Raw genomic sequence first — 20031 nt, 5'->3', positions numbered from 1 at the left:
ACGATATGATGCGTGATAAGCACTCCACCCAAGCTGCGGACGGAGCGCTGCTGGTCTCGTTTTCCGGGACTGCGTGCCGAGGACTCTCAACGCTTGGGACCGGTCGTTGATGCGGGCGCGCCCCCGAGCCTATTGTGCGGCGGTGAGTTCCAGCTCGGCCGGCTTGCCTGGTCCGATCAGCGGAATGTCCAGCGTGATGCGTGTGCCCTGCTGCGGCTGGCTGTCGAGCTCGATGCGACCGCCGAGTGTGGATGCCACGAGGTTGAAGGCGATGTGCAGGCCGAGGCCGGCATTGCCCTTCTCGCGGCGCGTGGTGAAGAACGGGTCGAACACCCGCCCGCGAACCTGGTCGCGCATGCCGACGCCCTGATCGGCGCAGACGATGCGCACCGAATCATCGCCGGGCTGTGCGACCTCCACGGTGAAGACGCCGCTGATGTCGCCGGGATAGGCATGCGTCGCCGCATTGAAGGCGAGGATGCTGATGACCTGTCCGAGTGCGCCGGGATAGCTGGTGAGCACGATGCCCTCCGGGCAGGAGAGCACGACCGTCAGGCCCTGGCGCACCAGCAGCGGGCGGAGCTTGGCGACGTGATCGGTCATCCAGCTCTGCAGCTCGAAGGTCTGCAGCGCCTCGTTGGCCTGGTCGACGGCGACCTGCTTGAAGCTGTGTACCATCTCGGAGGCGCGGTGCAGGCTCTGCGTCGTCAAGTGCAGGCCCTGCTGCAGCCGAGCGACGCCCCTCGCCAGATCCGAGCGCCGCACCGGGCCGCCGCCAAGCATGCGCGCGATCGCCTCGACGTCGTCTTCCATCGCCGTCGACGTGGTCAGCGCCAGCCCGAGCGGGGTTGAGACCTCGTGGCCGACGCCGGCGACGAGCTGGCCGAGCGAGGCCAGCTTCTCCGCCTGCACCAGATGGGCCTGCGTGGCATGCAGATCGCGGAGCGAGGCCTCGGAGCGCTCCTTCTCCCGCTGCAGCGCCTCCGCGGTGCGGAACTGCTTGCGCGCCTGGTACTCGCGCGCCGACGGCATAGAGCGAGAGCAGGCAGGCATTGCCGACCAGCGAATGATCGATGAAGCGCAGGCCCGGCGGCAGCGGCTCGGTCGCGAGACTCTCGGCCACCGCCAGCGCGCTCCAACTCGTCGCGCAGAAGATCGCGTAGGAGCCGGTGCGCAGCGGCAGCATAGTCGAGACGAACAGGATGACGATGATCATGCCGGCTGCAGAATAGGTGAAGCCCGACGGCAGCACCCAGTAGATGGTCGGCAGCACGCAGCCGGGGATGACGCAATAAATGAGATGGATCGGCTCGGCCCATCGGCGCGCCGGCGTCGACAGCAAAGCCGTCAGCGGCAGCAGCACCAGCGCGGCGGTCCCGCCGCGGATCGCGAACGTGGTCGGCACGATCTCGGGATAGAGCACCCAGTCCCACAGCGTGTAGCCGGCAAAGGTGAGGGCGCCGAGCAGCATCGCGATCTGCGTCCAGGCGGTGCTGCCGCGGACGTAATGGTCGACGAAACGCCGCTCCTCGACGGTATCCTCGAAACGGAGACCCAGACGCTCCAGCAATCTCAACATTATGCCACCGCAATCGAAAAACGATCCCCCGCCGCGGAGTGAGAGCCTCGGCGGGAGGGCAGACATACACGAGATGATCTGTTTGAGAAAACGACGGGAGATCGCATCCGCCGCCCGCGGCACGCAGAGCGCTATGAGAACTGTTCCAATTCTCGCCGTGCGGCATGTCTCCGCCCAGCCGAACGGAGCCGATCAGTGCTGCAGCATTTGCGCTCGACTTTCGTCAGGCCGCGCAGAGCCGCCGAGGACTCACGGCGCCGCATGACCCTCGACCACTACGTCCTTGCCGTAGCGGCCCTTCGTTCGGAACGTCACCTTGTCGCCGTCGAAGCTGAGCCGCCAATTGCGCTCCTCGCCCTGGCCAATGAACTGGGCGTCGATCACGAAGGTCGTGGCGTCGATCCAGCTGCCCTTCATGGCCCGGTAGGTGAAGGGCTGCCAGGGATGGGGCGGCGCGGTCTTGCGATAGAGGCCATCGAGGCCGATCGGGCTCTGCAGATGCACCGTGCCTCCGGCGCGGTCCCGCGAGGGGATGTCCCAGGTGACCTGCGGTTCCGGTCCCGTGAGGTCCAGCTTGATCGTGTTGATGCCGAGCGGGCCGGGCGGGAAGCTGTAGGTCTTGCCCGAGATGGAAGCCGCCATCTCCGGCACGGCTCCGACCGGGCCTCGGGTTTCCGTCGCGACCTCGCGGACATCAGCGGCGAGCGCGGCTGCCGCTTCCGGCGCCGCAGGCAGGGCGCTGTCAGATGTCACAGTCGCCGAAATGGTGTTGGCGAGCTTGCGGAATGGACAGAACTCGCGCGCGGTCATCACCGCCACGATGTCGCGGTCGGGCAGCACCATGATGACCTGGCAGTGGTAGCCGACCGCCATGAATACGTGTTTGTCCGGCAGGGTCCAGAACTGATCGGCGTAGGAGAGCCCCGGATCGAACTTCGCATTCATGCTGACGGTGGCGTGGTTGACGGCTTCGATCCAGTCCGGCGGCAGCAATTGCTGCTCGCCCCAGCGGCCGCGCCGCAGATAGAGGTAGCCGATCTTCGCCATGTCGCGCGGCTTCAGCGCCAGCCCGAAACCGCCGGCGGAAATTCCCTGGGCATCCTTGAACCAGGCGTGCTCGGTGATCCCGAGCGGCCCAAACAGCCTCTCCTTGGCGAAGTCCTCCGCGCTCTTGCCGGTGAGCTTCGTGACGATCGCGGAGAGCAGATGCGAGTTGCCGCTGTTGTAGTAGAACGTCTCGCCGGGCGCTTGCGCCATCGGCCTGTCGAGGATGTACTGCACCCAATCCGGACTCCGGCCCATCTCGTAGAGGGATGTCTCGGCGCCGCCGCTATAACCCTCGTCCCAGTCGAACCCGGAGGTCATGTTGAGCAGGTGCTGCACCGTGAGCGCCTGCTTGCGCGCGTCGACATTGTCGATCTTGCGGTCCTTGAAGAAGTCGAGCACCGGATGATCGAGACTGTCGAGCACGCCGTCCTTGAGCAGCATCGCAATCAGCGTCGAGACCACGGCTTTGGTCGCGGAATTGATGATGTGCGGCTCGTCGGCCTTGTAGGGCGCGTAGCTGGCATCGACCACGATGCGGCCATGGCGCGTGATCAGCAGGCTGTCGAACCTCATCGCCTTACCGGAAGCGACGAGTTTTGCGAGGGCCGCCGAATCCATCCCTTCGTCCTCAGGCGTGGCGGTCGCCCAGTCGGATTGAGGAAAGCGGGCGAGGCTCAAGTCCTCGGCGAAGGCTGCGCTGGAGAAGAGCCGGGCCACCAGCAGCGCCGAGAACAACCAAAGTCCGGTCTTGAGACGCGCCATGTCGAATGTCTCCGATGAGCGACTTTCAGGTTATGGTATCAGAGGACCGTAATCCATCAAAGATTGTGTGATAGCCGGCGCGCACGTCGAAGAGCCGGCCCATTGCTCGGGCGTAGATTGAGATGAGGATTGAAGTGACCATGCAGGCCGGCATACTTCGACGTTTTCATGACGTTTTTCTTGGTGTTGCATTTGCCGTCGCGGCTCTGCTCACGGTCCTGGCGCGACCTGCTTCGGCCGAAGGCGAACGCGTGATCGCGGTGCCCGAGCTGCATGCGATGACGCCTGAGGCGGGAGATGATGCCGCCCTTCTGACGAGCGCGCTACGCGCGCGATTCCACGCAATGCCGTCGCTCCGGGTCGTCGAAGAGCCTGTCCCGATGGCAAGCCCAGGTCATCCGGATATTCTGCTGCCGCAATTCGAGAAATCGCGAGATCTGCACTTTGATCTCGTGCTGGTCGGCAATGCCGCGCTCCTCAGCGATGGCCGTCACAAAGTCTCGCTTCGGATTTGGAACGTCGAGAAGCAAACTCAACTCCTCGGGCAACAATACGTGTTTCGCGCATACCCCGGCCACGAGCAGGAGATTGCCAATGTAATCGGCGATGCGCTGGTCTCAGCCCTGTCGCAATAGGACTGGTGCTCATTCCGCCCAATACGCCCGCAGCACGGCCGCGATGCTCTGCGGCCGCTCGACGATGCTCCAGTGGCCGGCGTCCGGCTCGACATGAAGCCGCGCGCCGTGCGCTTGCGCGAACCGGCTGAGCGTGTCGAGCGGCACGAACGGATCCTGTGTGCCCGAGATCACCAGTCCACGCCGCGGCAGCTGTTCGAGCCGCGCGATCCAGTCGCCCTTGAAGCACAGACCGTCGGCGGAGCGATACAGCGCGAGGATCGCCCGGCGCATCGGAGCCTGCCATGCCGTGGCTTCGCGCGCCGCCAGCTCCGATGGCAATCCGCTCTGCCGGAACATCCGTGCCATGGCAGCTTGCGACGACACCGCCATGAATATCTCGCCGAGCACGGGCGTATTCCAGATCCGCGCGATGCGATGTCCCCGATAGTCCGGATCGAGTGCGCCGCCAGCGACCGCCCAGGAGCGCACCAGCCCCGGCCGCAGCGATGCCGCGCGCAGCACCAGCAGCGCGCCCCAATCATGCCCGACCAGGTCGAGCGGCCCGACCGCCGCATGCTGCGCTTCCAGCAGCGCGACCAGCCAGTCGGCGTAGGCGTCCTTGGTGCAGGCGAAGCCCGGAGGTGCATCGCCGTCGAAGCCGGGCAGGGCAGGCACTGCCACGGTCTCGCCGAGCGCCGCGATCAGCGGGCCCCAGATTGCGGGCGTGTCCGGCACGCCGTGGACGAAGATGCGGTTTGTCATGAGGTCATGGTACCACACGCTCGATCTTCGTATTCGACGAAATTTCCTCTTTCCTTTTTTCAGAAAACGTGCTTCTCTACGTCATCCCGCCTCATCGAAGAGGGGCGTACGCGTCGTCACGATACGTGGAGTGCGGGGAGCGATGGCCGTGAGGCGCCGGTGGACGACCGGCGTTTTGCGGACGGCGAAGTCGTGTGGTCCTGGCCTCCCGATGCTGAGGTCAAGTTCGTGCCGTTGCGCGAAGCAGCGGTGCGGATGATGGGGGCAAGAAAGCCCGGTCCCCAGGGAGAGCGCGAAGTAAGCCGTAAAGCCGTTGCGCAGGGAAGGCCGGGATGTCCTGGCCGATCCTGTGGTTCCTGCCCCGTGCATTTTCTATCGCACGGGGGCCGCGGGTGTCGGCAGACGCCCGGTCTTCCCTGCACCCTCTGATGGAAGAGGGTACGATGCGGGTGAACAACTCGGGCACGGATGTGTCGCGGGAGCGTGAAATGCGTGCTGGTGCAGATGCCGACAACCACACCCTCACCGTCATCCCGGACAAGCGCGCGGTCACGCGTGCGCCGATCCGGGATCCATAACCCCAGGGAGATCTGCGAGGCAGGATGGCCGCTCCAACTCGCCCAGCCAAATCCGCCGCGGCGTACGGATCCCGGGTCGGCGTTCACCAACGCTGGCGCGTTGGCGGCCTTGCCCGGGATGACACTGTTCATAGGGAGAGATTTATAGGGAGAGCGGCGCGGGACTGCCCGAATACGTCACCTCTCCTGACCATTATTCGGCGTTGCGAGACCCTCCCATTCCCAGTAAAAGCGCTGTCGAGGGCACCTCGGCAACAAACCGTCAACGGTTTTGCCGCACAGTTTTCGTGTTCTCGCAAAGGGTTTGGCAATGCTGATTCGCAGCGCAGAGATCGAGGCCATCGCCGGGGCAGACGCCCGGACGATCGCGCTCGCCGCGCTGCAGCCCGCCGACCTGATCGGCGCGATCGAGCTTCTGCTTCTTAGCTGCCCCTGAGGGCCGGCTGGGCGGGATGCGCCTGGGCACTCAGGGGGCTGCTTCGACACCGAAACACCCTTCAGCGCCTCTGGAAGCCACGCGCACCACCCGAAAAGTTCGAGGAAAGCAGATGTCCAATCCCGTTCAGTCCGACAAGGACCGCGTCGTCATTTTCGACACCACTTTGCGCGATGGCGAGCAGTGCCCCGGCGCCACCATGACGTTCGAGGAGAAGCTCAACATCGCCGCCATGCTGGACGGCATGGGCGTCGACATCATCGAGGCCGGCTTCCCGATCGCCTCCGACGGTGACTTCGAGGCCGTCAACGAGATCGCCAAGCGCACCCAGAACGCCGTGGTCTGCGGCCTGTCGCGCGCCGGCGCCAAGGACATCGACCGTTGCGCCGAGGCGATCCGCCCGGCCAGGCGCGGCCGCATCCACACCTTCCTGTCCACCTCGCCGGTGCACATGAAGTACAAGCTGCAGATGGACCCGCAGCAGGTCTACGAACTGGTGATCTCCTCGGTGACCCGCGCGCGCAACCACACCGACGACGTCGAATGGTCGTCCGAGGACGGCACCCGTACCGAGTTCGACTTCCTGTGCCGCTGCGTCGAGGCCGCGATCAGGGCCGGCGCGACCACCATCAACATTCCGGATACCGTCGGCTATGCCGTGCCGGAGGAGTATTACGACCTGTTCAAGCGCGTGCGCGAGAGCGTGCCGAACTCCGACAAGGCGGTATTCTCGGTCCATTGCCACAACGACCTGGGCATGGCGGTCGCCAACTCGATGGCCGGCGTGCGCGCCGGCGCCCGCCAGATCGAATGCACCATCAACGGCATCGGCGAGCGCGCCGGCAATGCGGCCCTGGAAGAGGTCGTGATGGCGATGCGCGTGCGCAACGACAAGCTGCCGTACTGGAACAAGATCGACACCACGCAGCTCACCCACGCCTCCAAGGTGGTCTCGGCCGCGACCTCGTTCCCGGTGCAGTACAACAAGGCCATCGTCGGCCGCAATGCGTTCGCGCATGAGAGCGGCATCCATCAGGACGGCATGCTGAAGAACGCGCAGACCTACGAGATCATGCTGCCGGAGACGGTCGGCGTGAAGCAGACCTCGCTGGTGATGGGCAAGCATTCCGGCCGCCATGCCTTCATCCACAAGCTGGAGGAGATGGGCCACAAGCTGGCGGGCAACCAGGTCGAGGACGCCTTCGTCCGCTTCAAGGCTTTGGCCGACCGCAAGAAGCACATCTATGACGAGGACATCGAGGCGCTGATCGACGAGGGCATGGTGAGCGCCCATGACCGCATCAAGCTGCTGTCGCTGTCGGTGATTGCGGGCACCCGCGGCCCGCAGCGCGCCACCATGAAGCTCGACGTCGACGGCGTGACCAAGATCGAGGAGAGCGAGGGCAACGGGCCGGTCGATGCCGTCTTCAACTGCATCAAGTCGCTGGTGCCGCACGAGGCCAAGCTGGAATTGTACCAGGTCCATGCCGTGACCGAGGGCACCGATGCGCAGGCCGAGGTCTCGGTGCGGCTGTCGCAGGACGGCCGCTCGATGACCGCGCGCGCGGCGGATCCGGATACGCTGGTGGCCTCGGCCAAGGCCTATCTGGGGGCGCTCAACAAGCTGGTCATGAAGCGCCAGCGCGACGTGGCGCAGGGCGCGGGTACGGCGGCCGCAGCGGCGAGCTGAGTTCACGATCGTCGGTTGGGCCGAACCTTGCTTCGTCATTCCGGGGCGACGCGCAGCGTCGAACCCGGAATCCCGAGCTTGGCTTGCGCCCGCGCCAATAACCTCCGGATTCCGGGCTCAGCCGCTTGCGCGGCTGCCCCGGAATGACAGTCACCACCACTTTTTGCGCTGCGGCATGGGAATCCCCGCCTCTGCGGCTAACGGTCAATGGCATTCCGGCCGTCGACCCGCTAACAATGTCCTTGGCATACAAAGCGGGGGCGTCATTGCAATGTCCCCCGAAACGTCGGGAGGACACCTTGCACTTCAAGTTTCGCCACGTGATCGCCACCGCCGCCTCGCTCGCGGTGCTCGCTCTGGCCGGCCCGGCCCTCGCCGCCGACAATCCGATCGTGATCAAGTTCAGCCACGTGGTGGCCTCGAACACCCCGAAGGGCCTCGCCGCCGACAAGTTCAAGGAGCTGGCCGAGAAATACACCGACGGGAAGGTCAAGGTCGAAGTCTATCCGAACTCGCAGCTCTACAAGGACAAGGAAGAGCTCGAGGCGCTGCAGCTCGGCGCGGTGCAGATGCTGGCGCCTTCGAACTCCAAGTTCGGCCCGATCGGCATCAAGGAATTCGAGGTGTTCGATCTGCCCTACATCCTGCCCGACCTCGCCACCCTGCGGAAGGTGACCGACGGCCCGCTCGGCACCAGGCTGCTGAAGCTGCTCGAGCCCAAGGGAATGATCGGGCTCGCCTACTGGGACAACGGCTTCAAGCAGATGAGCGCCAACAAGAAGCTCGTCGATCCCGCCGACTACAAGGGTCTGAAGTTCCGCATCCAGTCCTCGAAGGTGCTGGACGCGCAATTCCGCACCCTCGGCGCCATCCCGCAGGTGATGGCCTTCTCCGAAGTCTACCAGGCGCTGCAGACCGGCGTCGTCGACGGCCAGGAGAACACGCCCTCGAACATCTATACCCAGAAGATGCACGAGGTGCAGAAGTACATCACGCTGACCAATCACGGCTACATCGGCTACGTCGTGGTCGTGAACAAGAAGTTCTGGGACGGCCTGCCGCCGGATATCCGCGCCGCCTGCGAGAAGGCGATGAAGGAAGCGACCGCCTACGGCAACAACCAGTCGGCGAAGGAGAACGACGACGCGCTCGAGGAGATCCGCAAGTCCGGCAAGACCGAGCTGGTCAAGCTGACGCCGGCCCAGGACGAGGCGATGCGCAAGGCGATGATGCCGGTGTACAAGGACGTCGCGGGGCGCGTCGGCCAGCCGCTGATCGACGAGTTCCTGAAGGAGACGCGCGGCTCGACCAACTGATGGCGTGAGACGAGCGGTGCGCGGACAATGGCCCGCGCACCGAGGGGGCGAAGCACTCGGCGCGCAAGAAGGCAGACGGCGCAGCCAAGCGCCGCGGACGTTTTGATTGTGGGGGAGGGGACTTGGGCTTTCTGTTGCGCATCCTCGATCGGCTCGAGGAGATCCTGATCGCATTCCTGATCGCGGCGGCGACCTCGATCATCTTCGTGGCCGTGCTGCACCGCTATCTGGTCGGCGTGCCCTTCCTCTATCCCATCCTGTTTCCGATCGACCTGTCCTGGGCACAGGAGCTCTGCATCTACATGTTCGTGTGGATGGCCAAGTTCGGCGCCGCCTACGGCGTGCGCACGGGCATCCATGTCGGCGTCGACGTCGTCGTCAACATGATGCGGCCATCGCTGCGCAAGGTGACCATCCTGTTCGGCCTGCTGTGCGGAGCGCTGTTCACCTCCATCATCGGCACGATGGGCGCCAAGTTCGTCTACGGCCTGTCGCAGACCGACCAGGTGACGCCCGACATGGAGCTGCCGAGCTGGCTGGTCTATCTCTGCATCCCGCTCGGCTCCTATCTGATGTGCTTCCGCTTCCTGCAGGTCGCCTGGCACTATCTGCGCCACGACGAGCTGCCGCATCACGACCACGCCTATGTCGAAGGCGTCGACCCGACGGCGACGGAGGCGCTGCGATGAGCAGCCTCCTCATCTTCAGCCTGCTCATCTTCCTGATGCTGACGGGCATGCCGATCTCGATCGCGCTCGGCCTCACCGTGCTGTCGTTCGTGTTCTTCATGACGAACGTGCCGACCGAATCGGTCGCGCTGAAGCTGTTCACGGGCATCGACAATTTCGAGATCATGGCGATCCCGTTCTTCATCCTCGCCGGCAATTTCCTGACCCATGGCGGCGTCGCCCGAAGGATGATCAACTTCGCGACCTCGATGGTCGGGCACTGGTATGGCGGCCTCGGCCTTGCCGGCGTCGTGGCCTGTGCGCTGTTCGCCGCCGTCTCCGGCTCCTCGCCGGCGACCGTGATCGCGATCGGCTCGATCATGCTGCCGGCGATGGTCAAGCAGGGCTTTCCCAAGCGCTTTGGCGCCGGCGTCATCACGACGTCAGGCGCGCTCGGCATCCTGATCCCGCCCTCGATCGTGATGGTGGTCTATGCGGTCGCGACCGGCGGCAGCATCGCGCTCGATCCGGCCGGTCATCGCGTCTCCTCGGCCTCTGTCGGTCAGCTGTTCATCGCCGGGGTTATCCCCGGGCTGATGCTGGCGAGCCTGCTCGGCCTCACGACCTTCTACCGGGCCTGGAAGAACGACTATCCACGGATGCCGCGGGCGAGCTGGGCCGAGCGCTTCACGGCCTTCCGCAAATGCGTCTGGGGCCTGCTGCTGATCGTGATCGTGCTCGGCGGCATCTACACCGGCAAGTTCACGCCGACCGAGGCCGCGGCCGTCAGCGCCGTCTATGCCTTCGTCATCGCGGTGTTCGTCTATCGCGACATGTCGCTGAAGGACGTGCCGAAGGTGCTGCTCGGCTCGGCCAACATGAGCGCGATGATCCTCTACATCATCACCAATGCCGTGCTGTTCTCGTTCCTGATGGCCAATGAGAACATCCCGCAGCAGATCGCCAACTGGATGGCGGCGGCTGGCGTCAACTGGATCGTGTTCCTCTTGGTCGTCAACATCCTCCTGCTGCTCGCCGGCAACGTGATGGAGGCGACCTCGATCGTCTTGATCATGGCGCCGATCCTGTTCCCGGTCGCGGTCAAGCTCGGCATCCATCCGGTGCATCTGGGCATCCTGATGGTGGTCAACATGGAGGTCGGCATGTGCCACCCGCCCGTCGGGCTCAACCTCTACGTGGCCTCCGGCATCGCCAAGATGGGCATCACCGAACTGACCATCGCCGTCATGCCCTGGCTGCTGACGATGCTCGGCTTCCTCGCGCTCGTCACCTACGTGCCGGAAATCTCGCTGTGGTTGCCGCGCATGCTGGGGATGCTTTGAGGCGCGGCAACAAACTGAAACTGATTTGCAAAAACAGAAAGGTATTTGAAGCAATTACATCTTCGTAAGGTCGTACACTCTGTCCAAACTGTAAGTTGAAGGCGCGGAACGGCAGGCTCATGCTGATCCGAGTTTCCAAGGAGGTTGGCATGAGAAGGTTCACCATTGCCGCAGTCGCCGTGCTCGCCATCGCCGGCTCGACCGCGGTCTACGCCCAGCGCGGCTGGTTTCATGATCACATGCATCATGCGCGCATGAATCCGGAAGATCGCGCCGCCATGCTCGATGCGCGCATCGCTTCCGTCCATGCCGGCCTGAAGCTGACGGCGGACCAGGAGAAATTGTGGCCGCCGGTCGAGAGCGCGGTGCGCGATCTCGTCAAACTGCGATTCGATCGTGCCAACGCGCGGATGAAGGCAGCCGACGAGGCGCAGGACAAGGATGTCGATCCGGTGGCGCGGCTGCGCGAGCGTGCCGACACCATGGCGGTCACGGCGGATGCGATGAAGAAGGTCGCCGACGCCGCCGACCCGCTCTACAAGACGCTCGACGATGGCCAGAAGCGCCGGCTGTCGATGCTGACCCGGCCGATGGGGCGCATGATGGGACCGGACGGTCCGCGCCATCACCGCTGGATGGAGCGCGGCGAGGGCGGCATGGAGGACGGTCCGCGCTTCGGCGAGCATCGCTTCGGCCCGGGACCGATGGGCCACATGGGCTGGTCCGAGGAGGAACGCGAGTCCGGGCGGCTTTGACAGCCGTTTGACGATCCTTCTGATTTCATTTGGGGAAAACCGCCGCCCGCCGGCGGTTTTTCTGCATCGAAAGTGCCGAAAAATGCTCAGGGATCGCTGGACATCCTGGAATCGCTTTGCTAAACGACCGGCTCTCGCGGAAGGCTTTCTCCGGATGCAAGATCCGGGCGCATAGCTCAGTTGGTAGAGCAGCTGACTCTTAATCAGCGGGTCCTAGGTTCGAGCCCTAGTGCGCCCACCAAGCCTTTCAAAGACTTATGCCGAAACACCGTCTGAGGTTGAAAAACTAACGGTTTTTCAGACGGTGTTTTTCGACAGTCTGCTCTCAATAGTTTGAAAGGCGAACCAGGGGACGTACGGCTAGCCAGCCGCGATCTTCGGTGGCGTCCAGCCTCAATGTCTTTGAACGTTGATTGGTGCCGTCGGGGTGCACCTCAGGCACCATGGCCGCGAGCGTTCGCTCCGGCGTCCCAACTCTTGTCCTCTGGATCGGCGCCGACCAGCCGGTATGGGCGACACGGATCAGACGCCTGGGTGTCGGCACCTCGCGTCGTTTTCCGCAACGACGCAAGCGACCCTTCGCCGTGACCTGTGGACCGTCTTGGAGCCAGAATGCGCCACTCGCGCGCGCGAGGCGGCCAATCAGATGACGCCGCCGAGCCGAAGCCTGACAGCTACCGTAGCGGTTCTCGAAGAGCTGGCCGCCACGCGCGCGTGATTCGCCGCCGGCCTGCTGATTGGCCCCAATTGCCACATCCCAATCTGCTCCCAATTCCTCGAAAAATCATGGACGAGCCGCCCACGAACTCACGGCGCGGAAAACCTCGCCTGGAAGCCGCCCTGCGCTCCAGGCAAAGGGGATGTCAGGACAAGCTCGGCCCCGACTCCGGAGGCGATGGCTTTTGCAATGGCGAGGCCCAATCCCGAGCCGTCGGCATCGGTGCTGCCACGCTCGAACGGGCGAGACAAGCGTTCCAGCAACTCCGGCGGAACGGCTGTTCCCTCATTTGTAACGGTCAGCACGCCAGTGTTGGAAAGAGCTACAACGACTGGCGCGTGGGGCGCTCCGTGCTTGAGGCCGTTCTCGATGAGGTTGCGCGCTAGAATGGCAAAGGCATCTGTATCGATATCGAAAAGGACCGGCGTAGCAGGAATGTTGACGGCGAGCCGACCGGCCGCAGCCGGATCGCGCATCATCTCCCCGACGACCAGTTTCAGAACCGATGCGATATCCGTCGTCCCCTTGCCCTGAAGCCGTCCACCTTCCGCCTTCGCGAGCTGCATCAACTTTTCAGACAGTTGCGAAAGCCGCCGCAGCGCCACCTCGATCTGCTGGGCCCGGGTTCGGGCCGCGGTGTCCCTGGTCTCGGCGATGAGCCGTTGCGTCTGCGCGAGCGCGGCAGCCACCGGTGTCCGTAGTTCGTGCGCGGAATTGGCCGTGAAACTTCGCTCAGCTTCCAGCGCGCGTCGAAGCTTCTCCAGGAGGCCGTTCACGGCGTCGGCGATCGGTCCGATCTCGGAGGGCAGTCCCGCGGCTGGAACCGACGACAGATCGCCGGTGCCGCGCGCTTCAATGTCGCTTCGTAGGCGCCTGACCGGGGTCATCGAAACGCGCACGACGCCCCATACGGCGAGAAGACTGAGGGGAATGAGCAATCCCAACGGCCAGGCAAGCCCGAGGAGCGCCTGGTTCGCGACCTCGCGGCGATGTGTCAGCAGCTCCGCCACCGCGATCGTCATCGTGCCTCGCACTGCAGTGTCGAAGTAGATTCGATGGGTCGGGGTGTCGACAAACCCCATTCTGGAGAAAGGAGGAAAGATCGCGTCGTCGGCGCCGTGCGAGCGCAGCAGTACGGTGCCGCGCTCGTCACGGACCACATAAGTGAAGTACTCGTCGTGCTGCCTCAGCGTAGCGATACGCTGAGACGTGCCGTCTGCCTCACGGCCGAGGATCTCGAGCACCGCAAGTGGAAGAATCCGCTGAGCCGTTTCCTCGAGCGCGCTATCGAATACTTCGTTCATTTCGTGACGCAGCCTTTGGCCGGTCACGACGGCTGCAACGATCCAAAGGAGTGCGACGCCGAGCCCGAGCCACAGCGAGATCTGCCACTGCAGACTACGCGGGCCTTTCATGAGGCGGTTCCCAGCCGATAGCCGAGACCTCGCACGGTCTCAATGACGGCGTGTCCGAGCTTCTTGCGAAGCCGGCTGACATGGACCTCGATGGTGTTGCTCTCGATCTCCTCGCCGAAGGAATAGAGCCGTTCCTCGAGCAGCGATTTGGACAAGACCTGCCGTGGACGCTGCAAGAAAGCCTCGAGCAGCACCCATTCCCGCGCTGTCAGGGCGATGCTCTTTCCTGCACGCGTCATCGACCGAGCGGCCAGGTCGATCTGAAGATCGCCAATTCGGATGAGCGGGTTCGGATTGCCGGCATAACGGCGAGCGACGGCATTCAGCCGCGCCGTAAGCTCCGAGAGATCGAAGGGCTTGATCATGTAATCGTCTGCGCCGGCGTTGAGCCCTTCGATCCGGTCGGACAATTGATCAAGCGCCGTTAGGATGATGACCGGCGTCACGTCTCCCTTGGCGCGTCGATCGCGCAGCAGTCCGATACCGCGGCCGTCCGGCAGCATGAGATCCAGGAGCAAGAGGTCATAGGCCGCGGTGCCAAGATATTCCCGTGCCGCATCCAAGCGGGTCACCCAGTCCACGGAATGGCCATCCGACACAATCTGGTCGCGTACTGCCGCCCCCAGAATCGTGTCGTCTTCGATCAGCAATATCCGCATCGGGTCATTCCGCGCACCCCGTCGACCTGTGAGGTTAGAGATAATCATAGAGGAGATTCTGACGTTGACCTGAAGCAAAAGTCGCGGCGTCTTCAGGTCAACGTCAGGAAACCGGCTCAAGACGAAGGCAGGCAGGAGCCTTGAAGCGGGAGCAAGAGAACGTGAAGAGGACAGTGTTGATTGCCGCCATTCTGCTGGGGGCGCTGACCCCCGGCATGGCGCTGGCCGATGATGACGATTGCAGCGCGCCCATGGCGCAATGGCAGCCGCGCGAAGCGGTCGAACAAATGGCGAAAGCGCGCGGCTGGACCGTGCGCAGAATCAAGATCGACGATGGATGCTATGAGATCAGGGGACAGGACGAAGGCGGTCGCGCCATCGAGGCAAAGGTTGATCCTGCATCTCTGGCTGTGATCCGCGTGAAGCAAAAACGCGGAGAGCACGACAAGGATCATGATGAAGGTGACCGAGACCGGCGAGGCGATCAGTCGGGACCAGGACGAGCAGCCGCGCCCACGGCGCCGCCCCCCAACGGACTTATTCAGGGCGGCACGGCCCCCAAGGTCCAAGTTCAATAGCGGTCCGGAAGCGACGAGCATCGTGGGACGCAAAAGGCTGGCCCGACCGACGGACATCGCCTGAATCGAGCGAACGCGACATCGCGTTCTAGCGCGCCCCGCGTCGTGCGGGGCGTTTGCTTTTGCAGATAGCGCCAACCTGACGGTGACCTGAAGCAGAATCGGATCGGCCTTCAGGAGCACGTCAGCCGCGCCATTCAGTTATGGCGCGATAGAAACGCCACTGTCGGAGACAGAAATGAGATCGATGATTGCCGCCCTTGCCCTGACCACCGCGCTGACCGCCCCCGGGCTGGCCATGGCGCGACCTGTCACGTTGACCACGACGCTCAACAACTACGGCGGGAACGGCGCGTATTTGGCGCTTTACGTGACCGACGCGACCGGAGCTTACAAAGGCACGCTGTGGATGGCGGGCTCCAAGTCCAAATATTACAGCCATCTCAGCGGCTGGGAGCGCAGTTCTCGTGGAAACCTTGCCGATATCAACGGCATCACCGGCGCAAGCGTCGGAGCCGGCCGTACGCTGAAAATCACGCTCGATCTTGCGGATGCGCTCTTCGATGCGGGCTACAAGCTGCATATCGACGCCGCCGCCGAGGACATGCGCGACAGCCCGTCCGAGGTGGTCGTTCCGCTGACATCCGCGGGCGCGGGCCGGCCGCTGGCAGGGCGCACCTACATCCGTTCGTTCGCTTACGACATGTAGCCTTAGGATGGGTGTGATGCTGCGCTGGATTCATAGGGTCCTGGCCTTTGCCGTCGTCCTGCCGCTGATGGTGCTTGTCCTGAGCGGAGCGGTGCTGTCGGTGATCCCGGCTTGGGAAAGAGCTGAGGCGATATCACCAGACAGCATTAGCGTCGCCGACCTCGCCGGCCGGATCGCAAACAGATATCCTGGCGTCGAGCAGATCAAGCGACTGACCTCCGGCAAGGTCATCGCCTTCTACTCCGGAGCAGCGGGCCCGGCCGCGAGCGTGGTGGACCCTTCCAGCGGCAAGCCCGTTTCGGACTACGTGCGCTCCCCGTTCGAGCGCTGGATGACAAACCTGCACCGCTCGTTCTTTCTGAGCGATGGCGGACGCATGGCCGCAGGCGCGAGCGCATTCGCGATGCTTGTCCTGACGCTGTCAGGTCTGCAGATGACGGCCCGGCGCATGGGAGGGTGGCGGCACATTCTCGGCTGCTCCCGCGGCGGCGGCATGCAACGCCTGCATACCGATCTCGGTCGGCTGGTGGCCTTCGGGCTCGTGCTGTCGGCGATGACGGCGCTGTATCTGTCGCTCACGACGTTCGGACTGATCCCGGACGGCACGGCACAGGTGTCCGCATTTCCGAGCGTGACAAGCCGCGGCCAAGCTCTTCCGGTCGAGCAAATTCAGGCTTTGCGCGGCATCGATCTTTCCCAACTGCGTGAATTGACGTTTCCCAACCCCGCGAATCCGAACGATCTCTTCCAGCTGGCCACGGCTGCAGGCGAGGGCTACGTCGACCCGGTCAGTGGAGAGCTGCTGGGTTGGCAGGACAATTCGGTCACCCGGCAGATCTACGAATTCATCTACATGCTGCACACCGGGCAAGGGCTCTGGTGGCTTGGATTGCTGCTCGGCGTCAGCGCCCTCGGCGTGCCGCTGCTCGGGTTAAGCGGAGCCGTGGTGTGGTCGAGCAGGAAGCACGCTCACGCTCCCATCACCGACAACGTTCCCGCCCAAGATGCCGACACCGTGATCCTGGTCGGCAGCGAGGGCGGCAGCACATGGGGCTTCGCCCGCACGCTGCATGCCGCGCTGACGGCCAACGGGCACAGGATTCACGTCGCTCCGATGGACAGCTTGTTACGATCCTATCCGTCGACGCAGCGCATGTTCCTGCTGACGGCAACCTACGGCGACGGCGCAGCACCGGCGACGGCCGGCGCGTTCCTCAAACGCCTCGACGCGATCTCCGCGCCACTGCCTTTTCCGGTCGCAGTCCTCGGCTTCGGTGATCGGCAATTCCCGCAATTCTGTCAATTCGCCCGCGACGTCGAAGCGGCCCTGGCGCGCAAAGGCTCGAGATCGTTGATGCCGCTGGACACGATCGACCGCCAGTCCGGGCAAGAGTTTGCACGGTGGGGCGAGGCCCTTTCGGATGTCATGGGTGAAGACCTTGTGCTGATACATGTGCCGGAGCGGCCGCGTACTCATACGCTGACGCTCATCGAACGCGTCGATTACGGCGCGGAGGTGCAGGCGCCAACCTGCGTGCTGCGCTTCGCGCTGCCAAGAAGCGGCATGTTCGCGCGCCTCACAGGGCATGCCTGGCCGCGCTTCGCCGCAGGCGACTTGATCGCGATTCTGCCGCCGGACTGCAACTTGCCGCGCTACTATTCGTTGGCAAGTTCGACCCGTGATGGCTTCGTCGAAATCTGCGTCCGCAAGCGTCCGGGCGGACTTTGCTCCGGTCTGCTTCACGGCCTTCAGCCGGGCGACAGGGTCGAGGCCTTCTTGAAGGCAAACCCAGCTTTCCGTCCTTCACATGGACGAAAACCGGTGATCCTGATCGGCGCCGGCACCGGCATCGGTCCGCTGGCAGGATTTGTTCGTGCCAACGGCGGGCGCCGGCCGATGCATCTCTATTTCGGCGGGCGCGATCCTGCCTCGGACTTTCTTTATGAGCGCGAAATCGATGGCTGGCTGGGTGAGAAACGACTGACGAGCCTCACCACTGCCTTCTCGCGCGTGAAAGGCGGTGGCTATGTGCAGGATCGCCTGCGCGATGACGCCGATCGCCTGCGCGCACTCGTCGCCAACGGAGCGCAGGTCATGGTCTGTGGCGGGCGCGACATGGCAGCGGACGTCATGCAGGCGGTGGCGGACGTATTGGCGCCCCTCGGTCTGGATCCTGTCGCACTCAAAGCCCAAGGGAGGTATGTTGAAGATGTCTACTGACCTGCTCCGTCATGTATTGAGCGGCGCCACCATGGGAACGCGCTGGTCGGCGCTGCTCTATGCACCGCCGTCGACCGATCTTGCCGCGCTGGAAGCCGCATTGGCTCACGCCGTCGATTGCGTCGACCATCAGATGTCCACATGGAAGCCGGACAGCGACCTGATGCGTCTCAATGCAGCGTCGCTGGGCACCTGGGAATCCTTGCCGATTGAACTCATGCGGGTTTTGGAGCGGGGAGTTGCAATCGGACGCGCCTCGGGCGGCGCCTTTGACGTCGGCCTCGGAAGTCTCGTCAATGCCTGGGGTTTCGGACCTCCCAGTTCGGCGCCAGACGCGCAAGCGCTTCGCGCGGCTCTTCGCGAGCGGATGCCACCAACCCACACTGTTCTTGAACTGGATGTGCCGGGACGAAGGGCGCGCAAACATAGCCACTTCGCCCTCGATCTTTCGGGCATCGCCAAGGGTTTTGCCGTGGACGAGATGATGCGCGTGGTTGAGATCTTCGGCGTCTCCAATGCGCTGGTCGGGCTTGATGGAGAGTTGAAAGCGCGGGGCGCCAAGGCAGACGGAGCCTCGTGGCGCGTAGCGGTGGAAGCGCCTGACTATGAACGGCGCGGGCCGCTCGGCGTGATCGAATTGCGTGATGCGGCGGTCGCGACGTCGGGCGACTATCGGCGCTGGGTCGATATCGGGCGAAAGCGCCTCTCTCACACGATGGATCGATCGCGCGGCGGTCCGGTAGAAAACGGAATTGCGTCAGTTTCAGTCGTTGCCGCTAGCTGCATGGACGCCGATGCCTGGGCCACTGCGCTCATGGTTCTCGGTCCGGAGCAAGGCAAGGCGCTGGCGCAGAAGCAAGGACTGGATGCACTGCTCATCCAGCGGCAAAACGAGACGTTCTTGGAGATTCCTGTCGGTCCCTTGTTCTATGAGCCTCGGGGCGCGCGGCAGGAAATGAGCCCGTAAACCGGCAGACTCTCAATCACAAGCATTCCCGCGTTCTGGTCCGTGGCGATGGCGTCGGCCTTGGTGGCTCTCAGAAGGACCGGATCACACGCCGCTCAATCAGCGGGTTCTGGGTTCGCCCACCAAACCTTCATCGGTTTCTCCAGGGATCGATGCTCGGCCGAGCTCTTCCAGGGCCTGTCGCACCGACTCGACGAGGTCCAGCGCCACCGGCGAGGGACTGCGCTGCGGCGGGAACACCGCGGCGAATTCGAAATCGATGCGCGGCGTGAATGGCCGCATCACCACGCCCCGGCCGTCGAATTCGCGCGCGGTGAACGGATCGCAAATCGAGACGCCCAATCCCGACGACACCATCCCGCACATGATTTCCGACAGCGTCGTCTCGACCCGCAGCACGCGCCTGACATCCTCGCGATGGAAGATCTGATCGATCAGATGCCGGCTGGTGGAGCCTGACGAGAGCGAGATGAAGGTCTCCCCCTCGAAGTCGCGCGGCACCAAGATCGTCTTCGCGCAATGCGGATGGCCTGCGGGGAGAACGGCGACGCGCGGCAGCGCCGGCAGCTTGATGCTCGGCAGCCCGGCATGGGCGATCGGCACCTCGGCAAAGCCGACGTCGCATTGCGCGTTCAGCACCCAGTCGATCACGATCGGCGAGATCACGCCGAAGAAGGCGAGGTTGAGGTTCGGCCGTTCCTGCAGGAAGTGGCCTGCGAGCCGCGGCAGATAGCCATTGGCGAGCGCGGGGAGCGCGGCAATGCGCAGCGTCCCGGTGCGCCGGCCACGGATCTCCTCAGCGGCCGCGGTGATGCGATCGAGCCCGACGAAGGAGCGCTCGACCTCCATGTAGAGCGCCGTCGCTGCCGCGGTCGGCACCAGGCCGGTGCCGCGGCGCTCGAACAACTCCATCTTGAGCAGCGCCTGCAGGTCGCGCAGCAGCCGGCTGACCGCCGGCTGGGTCACCGCCATCAGCTTGGCGGCTTCCGTCACACTGCCGCTCAGCATCATCGCCCGGAAGGCTTCGACCTGCCGCGAGTTGATCCGCGCCATACGTCCTCACATCCATAACATTTTCGTATGAATAGGGTGCCATTATTCATTGGACGATCAAAGTCTCTGCTGCGATCTTTTTTGGCAGGGTGAGGGAAGGCTCGTTTTTTAGGCTCTTCAGCTCCGGGTTTCTGGAGTGCCGATGCCATCGGGCAAGC

General features: G+C 64.0%; 17 protein-coding genes, 1 tRNA gene and 1 pseudogene. 13 read left to right on the top strand and 6 right to left on the bottom strand.

Translation table 11 applies throughout. The features are described 5' to 3' along the window. Positions 1-129: 129 nt before the first annotated feature. Positions 130-1579 (bottom strand): annotated as a pseudogene (locus ACQR03_RS18195) (sensor histidine kinase). Positions 1580-1828: 249 nt separating this feature from the next. Continuing rightward, on the bottom strand, positions 1829-3388 hold the full coding sequence (locus tag ACQR03_RS18190; RefSeq protein ID WP_316226121.1) for a serine hydrolase domain-containing protein: 1560 nt from the start codon (positions 3386-3388) through the stop codon (positions 1829-1831). Positions 3389-3522: 134 nt separating this feature from the next. Here ACQR03_RS18190 and ACQR03_RS18185 point away from each other — a divergent pair, with 134 nt between their 5' ends. Further along, the gene (locus ACQR03_RS18185) at positions 3523-4023 is read left to right on the top strand and encodes a hypothetical protein (RefSeq protein WP_409998671.1); all 501 of its coding nucleotides are present in this window, start codon (positions 3523-3525) and stop codon (positions 4021-4023) included. 9 nt (positions 4024-4032) lie between these two features. Here the strand turns inward: ACQR03_RS18185 and ACQR03_RS18180 are convergent, their stop codons facing one another. Continuing rightward, the gene (locus tag ACQR03_RS18180) at positions 4033-4767 is read right to left on the bottom strand and encodes an alpha/beta fold hydrolase (protein WP_315752769.1); all 735 of its coding nucleotides are present in this window, start codon (positions 4765-4767) and stop codon (positions 4033-4035) included. Positions 4768-5099: 332 nt separating this feature from the next. On the opposite strand from ACQR03_RS18180, the gene ACQR03_RS18175 reads away from it, so the two are divergent. From ACQR03_RS18175 to ACQR03_RS18140, 8 genes are all read left to right on the top strand, one after another. Next, the gene (locus ACQR03_RS18175) at positions 5100-5345 is read left to right on the top strand and encodes a hypothetical protein (RefSeq protein ID WP_315752770.1); all 246 of its coding nucleotides are present in this window, start codon (positions 5100-5102) and stop codon (positions 5343-5345) included. A gap of 310 nt (positions 5346-5655) precedes the next feature. Beyond that, positions 5656-5781 (top strand): hypothetical protein, encoded by a 126-nt coding sequence (locus ACQR03_RS18170; RefSeq protein WP_284423887.1) that lies wholly within the window; start codon positions 5656-5658, stop codon positions 5779-5781. 112 nt (positions 5782-5893) lie between these two features. Continuing rightward, a complete protein-coding gene (locus tag ACQR03_RS18165) occupies positions 5894-7471 on the top strand; it encodes a 2-isopropylmalate synthase (protein ID WP_315752771.1) in 1578 nt (525 codons plus the stop codon). Between the two features lie 299 nt (positions 7472-7770). Continuing rightward, positions 7771-8787, top strand: a complete 1017-nt coding sequence (locus ACQR03_RS18160) for a TRAP transporter substrate-binding protein (protein WP_315713282.1) — start codon at positions 7771-7773, stop codon at positions 8785-8787. A gap of 122 nt (positions 8788-8909) precedes the next feature. Next, positions 8910-9476, top strand: a complete 567-nt coding sequence (locus ACQR03_RS18155; RefSeq protein WP_315752772.1) for a TRAP transporter small permease — start codon at positions 8910-8912, stop codon at positions 9474-9476. Beyond that, complete coding sequence (locus ACQR03_RS18150; protein WP_315769041.1) at positions 9473-10798, top strand: TRAP transporter large permease; 1326 nt, start codon at positions 9473-9475, stop codon at positions 10796-10798. The genes ACQR03_RS18155 and ACQR03_RS18150 overlap by 4 nt, the downstream gene beginning before the upstream one ends. A 149-nt stretch (positions 10799-10947) precedes the next feature. Next, on the top strand, positions 10948-11553 hold the full coding sequence (locus ACQR03_RS18145) for a Spy/CpxP family protein refolding chaperone (protein ID WP_316169774.1): 606 nt from the start codon (positions 10948-10950) through the stop codon (positions 11551-11553). Positions 11554-11718: 165 nt separating this feature from the next. Then, positions 11719-11794: transfer RNA gene (locus ACQR03_RS18140), tRNA-Lys, on the top strand. 566 nt (positions 11795-12360) lie between these two features. Here ACQR03_RS18140 and ACQR03_RS18135 read toward each other — a convergent pair. Next, positions 12361-13686, bottom strand: coding sequence for an ATP-binding protein (locus ACQR03_RS18135; protein WP_315752775.1), 1326 nt, complete (start codon positions 13684-13686; stop codon positions 12361-12363). Then, positions 13683-14345: a response regulator transcription factor gene (locus ACQR03_RS18130; RefSeq protein ID WP_315713274.1), complete on the bottom strand. Its 663-nt coding sequence runs from the start codon at positions 14343-14345 to the stop codon at positions 13683-13685. The genes ACQR03_RS18135 and ACQR03_RS18130 overlap by 4 nt, the downstream gene beginning before the upstream one ends. 140 nt (positions 14346-14485) lie before the next feature. Here ACQR03_RS18130 and ACQR03_RS18125 point away from each other — a divergent pair, with 140 nt between their 5' ends. The 4 genes from ACQR03_RS18125 (at position 14486) to ACQR03_RS18110 (ending at position 18820) form a co-directional block, all read left to right on the top strand. Further along, positions 14486-14923: a PepSY domain-containing protein gene (locus tag ACQR03_RS18125; protein ID WP_316174202.1), complete on the top strand. Its 438-nt coding sequence runs from the start codon at positions 14486-14488 to the stop codon at positions 14921-14923. Positions 14924-15161: 238 nt separating this feature from the next. Then, complete coding sequence (locus ACQR03_RS18120; RefSeq protein WP_315752777.1) at positions 15162-15632, top strand: DUF2271 domain-containing protein; 471 nt, start codon at positions 15162-15164, stop codon at positions 15630-15632. Between the two features lie 16 nt (positions 15633-15648). Continuing rightward, positions 15649-17853: a PepSY domain-containing protein gene (locus ACQR03_RS18115; protein ID WP_316174201.1), complete on the top strand. Its 2205-nt coding sequence runs from the start codon at positions 15649-15651 to the stop codon at positions 17851-17853. Then, the gene (locus ACQR03_RS18110) at positions 17834-18820 is read left to right on the top strand and encodes an FAD:protein FMN transferase (protein WP_316174199.1); all 987 of its coding nucleotides are present in this window, start codon (positions 17834-17836) and stop codon (positions 18818-18820) included. Before ACQR03_RS18115 ends, ACQR03_RS18110 begins: the two co-directional genes overlap by 20 nt. A 99-nt stretch (positions 18821-18919) precedes the next feature. On the opposite strand, the gene ACQR03_RS18105 is transcribed toward ACQR03_RS18110, so the two are convergent. Next, positions 18920-19873, bottom strand: coding sequence for a LysR substrate-binding domain-containing protein (locus ACQR03_RS18105; protein WP_316174198.1), 954 nt, complete (start codon positions 19871-19873; stop codon positions 18920-18922). Positions 19874-20031: the final 158 nt, after the last annotated feature.

It is taken from the genome of Bradyrhizobium sp. HKCCYLS3070, assembly GCF_051167575.1.
Taxonomy (GTDB): domain Bacteria; phylum Pseudomonadota; class Alphaproteobacteria; order Rhizobiales; family Xanthobacteraceae; genus Bradyrhizobium.
This window is presented reverse-complemented; position numbering and strand designations above follow the sequence as displayed.